The sequence below is a fragment of the Microcoleus sp. S28C3 genome (assembly GCF_036700785.1).
Classification (GTDB): Bacteria; Cyanobacteriota; Cyanobacteriia; order Cyanobacteriales; family Microcoleaceae; genus Microcoleus; species Microcoleus asticus.
The window spans coordinates 1-4,454 of the sequence record NZ_JAUBPO010000224.1 but is presented as its reverse complement, the minus strand read 5'-3'; the positions used below and the strand labels follow the sequence as shown (position 1 = coordinate 4,454).

Genomic DNA, 4,454 nt, shown 5'->3' with positions numbered 1-4,454 from the left:
CTTTGATAACTTTCGGGCGAGGCTATTAGCTTGCTTTTCTAATTAGTTTTGCTTATCACCTTGACTCCAGAAGAGCCCCTCTAATTTGCAGCGCTTGTCAACATCTGTCCCTAAAAAAACAATATTAAAACTTAACTACCCGGTCATTTACACAATCACCAAAATTCTTAACGAAACTAAAGATATTTTTGCGCTCCATTTCGTACAAAATAGTTTAAACAAGTAGATGCAATTACAGAAAAAGCAATGTCACAAGATACCATCGAATCAATTCTTCAAGAAAAACGCCTATTTCAGCCGCCCGCTGAATTCTCCGAACAAGCTCACATCAAAAGCTTAGAAGAGTACCGCGCTCTCTACGACAAAGCCAAAGCTGACCCCCAAGCATTCTGGGCAGAACTTGCCGCCCAAGAATTGCACTGGTTCCAAAACTGGGATACCGTGCTCGACTGGCAACCGCCTTTTGCTAAATGGTTTGTCAACGGCAAAATTAACATTTCTTACAATTGTCTCGATCGCCACTTAACCACTTGGCGCAAAAATAAAGCCGCCCTGATTTGGGAAGGCGAACCCGGAGACTCGCGCACCCTCACCTACGCGCAACTCCACCGCGAAGTCTGCCAAATGGCGAACGTCATCAAACAATTGGGAGTCCAAAAGGGCGATCGCGTTGGCATTTATATGCCCATGATTCCCGAAGCTGCGATCGCCATGCTAGCCTGCGCCAGAATCGGTGCAGTACACAGCGTTGTTTTTGGCGGTTTTAGTGCAGAAGCTTTGCGCGATCGGCTAAACGACGGCGAAGCAAAACTCGTGATCACCGCAGACGGTGGCTTCCGCAAAGATGCTGCCGTCGGCCTCAAAGAACAAGTAGACAAAGCCCTCGCCAACAACGTCACACCAAGCGTTACCAACGTTATCGTCGTCCAGCGTACCAAACAGCAAGTGCACATGGAACCCGGGCGCGATCTTTGGTGGCACGACTTGCAAAAAGACGCCTCCGCCGACTGCCCCGCCGAACCGATGGACAGCGAAGATATGCTGTTCGTACTCTACACTTCGGGCAGTACCGGCAAACCCAAAGGAGTGGTCCACACCACAGGTGGCTACAACCTTTACACCCACATGACAACCAAGTGGATCTTCGACCTCCACGATACCGATGTCTACTGGTGCACCGCAGATGTAGGCTGGATTACAGGCCACAGTTACATAATCTACGGCCCGCTTTCCAACGGCGCTACCACAATCATGTACGAAGGTGCGCCCCGCGCGTCCAACCCAGGCTGTTTTTGGGATGTGATCGAAAAATACGGCGTCACCGTTTTCTACACCGCACCCACTGCGATCAGAACATTCATGAAAATGGGCGAACACTTGCCAAATGCGCGCAATTTGTCATCTTTACGATTGTTAGGAACCGTCGGCGAACCGATCAATCCTGAAGCTTGGATGTGGTATCAGCGCGTAATTGGCAACTCGAATTGTCCGATCGTCGATACTTGGTGGCAAACAGAAACCGGGGGAATTATGATTACCGCTTTGCCCGGTGCAATTCCTACAAAACCCGGTTCTGCAACCCTACCGTTCCCCGGAATTGTTGCCGATGTTGTTGACCAAGATGGCGAACCAGTAACTAACGAAAGCGGCGGCTATTTAGTGGTAAAACATCCTTGGCCGGGAATGATGCGGACGCTTTACAACGATCCAGATCGTTTTCGCCGCACCTATTGGGAATATTTGCAGCCGAAAGATGGGGAATTTGTGTACTTTGCAGGAGACGGCGCGCACAAGGACAAAGACGGTTATTTCTGGGTAATGGGCCGCGTTGACGATGTAATTAATGTGGCCGGACACCGACTCGGCACGATGGAAGTCGAGTCAGCTTTGGTATCGCATCCAGCGGTGGCGGAAGCTGCTGTTGTTGGCAAACCCGACGAGATTAAAGGTGAGGAAATTGTGGCTTTTGTGACGCTGGACAACTCGCAGCAGCCTAGCGAAGAATTGGCCAAGGAATTGAAGCAGCACGTTGTTAAGGAAATTGGGGCGATCGCCCGTCCCGGCGAAATTCGATTTACCGATGCTTTGCCGAAAACTCGCAGCGGCAAAATCATGCGCCGATTGCTGCGTTCTTTAGCTGCAGGACAAGAGGTTTCTGGGGATACTTCGACTTTGGAAGACCGGACGGTTTTGGATAAGTTGCGGGGAGGTTCGTAGGGGGATTTCTTTAAGGGCAGGTTCTTAATAGCAGTAGGGTGCACGACCGGGCGCACCTTACTCTTTGTCCTTATGCTATGTTAGATATTTTTACTGTAGAAATGAATTATTTGGCTCATCTATTCTTATCGGAAGGCACGCCAGAATCCCTGATTGGCAACCTCTTAGGAGATTTTGTCAAAGGTTCGGCTGTCAACCTTTATCCCCAGGAAATTAGAAAGGGCATCGATTTGCACCGCAAAGTAGATAGCTACACGGACTCTCACGCCATAGTGCGATCGAGTAAAAGCCTTGTTTGCGCCGATAGACGCAGGTTTGCTGGAGTTTTGATTGACGTGTTTTACGACCACTTCTTGGCTAAAAATTGGCTGGAATATTCAGAAATTCCGCTTCCCGATTTTTCTCGCCATGTCTATAAAGTCCTGCAAGACAATCGCGATATATTGCCTGAATCTCTCCAGCGCCTGCTGCCAACAATAATTGCCCGCGACTTGCTTTCATCTTATCAGGAAATTGCCGAAATCGGCATCACTCTTACAAGAATGTCTGCCAGAATCAAGCGGACAAATAACTTGGCAAGTGGCATAGAAGATTTGACAGCTAACTATCAGCGCTTAGAATCTGATTTTCGGGATTTTTTCCCCGACTTGATAAAATACGCCACAGTTGACAAATATTAATACAAACAACAAAAATTACAGTTGCTATTGATAGCGAACTCGTGTATAATTCAACCGATACCTGCATGAAATCTCAAGTGCAACAGGGTTCAAAATATGGCAACCAGAATTCCGAACCTGCAAGTAACTAAAGTAGTTGATGGCGACAGCATCAAAATTTCTCTCAACGGCCAAACCGAGTCTCTGCGACTGATTTGCGTCGATACAGAAGAAAGTCATTCGGGAGGCTCCAAACCTATAACTGCAGCGGGGAAAGCAGCTTCGGAAATGGCTAAAAAATACTTCGCGACAGCAGATGGTGGACTTGCTAAAATTGACATAGAATTTGATACAGCCGATTCGGTTGAAGTGGCTTTACAAAAACACCGCGACAACTACGGGCGTCTCCTCTGTTACGTGCATAAAGATGGAGAAAATTACAATCTCAAACTGATTGCAGAAGGCTGGAGCCCCTACTTTGTCAAATACGGGCGGTCCAGATTGTATCACCGACAAATGACTGACGCAGAATCGGCGGCAAAAGCTTACAATCTGATGATTTGGAATCCGATTACCAATGCCAAAATTCCCTCTCGCAACTATGGTTATTTACTGCCTTGGTGGTCGATGCGAAGCTCGATTGTTGAAGAGTTTCGGTTTGCCGAAGCAACTGCAGGAGCGCTTTCTGTGAGGTTGCACTACCCAAAAATCTTAGCGGCTTCTGAGACAGCTAAATCTATTACTATTTTCTGCGATTTGCAGGCGGGAATTAATAAATGGATCGACGGTAATGCTCTGATTTATGCAGGTTCGGTTTATCATAAATTACACTTGTGGATACCGGATGCTGAAACTGATGAAATGGCTCCCTTGAAGCGGCTGATCGAGAAGCGCTATGCGGGTCTGGGACGGGGATATGTGTATGTCAGCGGGAAGGTAGAACAATATAAAGGGAAGCCTCAAATAGTTTTAAAGAATATCAAACAACTTTCAGATTTTCCCCGATAATATTTAAACTAGAGTTAATTTCATCAATCTTTTTAACTGCATCTAATTTTATTAGGAAATACGATCGCAAATTCTGCCCCTTCTCCTGATTTAGACGTGCAAATCAGATATTTTTGATGTTTATCTCCCACCGTCCGATCGGCTATAGACAATCCTAAGCCTGTTCCTTTGCCTACAGGTTTTGTGGTAAAAAAAGGATCGAATATCCTGGATATTACATTTCCGGCTATACCGAGCCCATTATCTTGAATGCGGACGATCGCACAATTTTAGGCGGTCATCTCTGTGAAAACTAAAATAGTTGGCTGGCTGTTGGTGTGATGGAGATGTAATTCTTCCGCTAACTTCGTTACTGAGTCGATTTGCCAAATCTTTAATGGCTTTTTGTCCGTTGGGGAATGATAAATATCCAGTTAAACCTAGGGCTGCGAAAATTTGTAGGACAAATGGAACGATCGGGATGGTTTGCAGGGATAATTTTGGGATTGCTTGATTTGATAACTGGAGTTTAGACTAAAAAACGATCGCATCTAAAAGTACCTGCCTTTCAACACCGGGCAAGTTATTGCT

General features: G+C 46.5%; 4 protein-coding genes. 3 read left to right on the top strand and 1 reads right to left on the bottom strand.

The window, feature by feature from the left end; translation table 11 throughout:
* Nucleotides 1–246: 246 nt before the first annotated feature.
* The 3 genes from acs (at nucleotide 247) to QUA13_RS31725 (ending at nucleotide 3,884) form a co-directional block, all read left to right on the top strand.
* Nucleotides 247–2,217: an acetate--CoA ligase gene (acs, locus tag QUA13_RS31735; protein ID WP_333204967.1), complete on the top strand. Its 1,971-nt coding sequence runs from the start codon at nucleotides 247–249 to the stop codon at nucleotides 2,215–2,217.
* Between the two features lie 77 nt (nucleotides 2,218–2,294).
* A complete protein-coding gene (locus QUA13_RS31730) occupies nucleotides 2,295–2,897 on the top strand; it encodes an ACP phosphodiesterase (protein ID WP_333204965.1) in 603 nt (200 codons plus the stop codon).
* A gap of 96 nt (nucleotides 2,898–2,993) precedes the next feature.
* Nucleotides 2,994–3,884, top strand: a complete 891-nt coding sequence (locus QUA13_RS31725; RefSeq protein ID WP_333204962.1) for a thermonuclease family protein — start codon at nucleotides 2,994–2,996, stop codon at nucleotides 3,882–3,884.
* Nucleotides 3,885–3,916: 32 nt separating this feature from the next.
* Here the strand turns inward: QUA13_RS31725 and QUA13_RS31720 are convergent, their stop codons facing one another.
* Nucleotides 3,917–4,135 (bottom strand): ATP-binding protein, encoded by a 219-nt coding sequence (locus QUA13_RS31720; protein WP_333204969.1) that lies wholly within the window; start codon nucleotides 4,133–4,135, stop codon nucleotides 3,917–3,919.
* Nucleotides 4,136–4,454 lie beyond the last annotated feature (319 nt).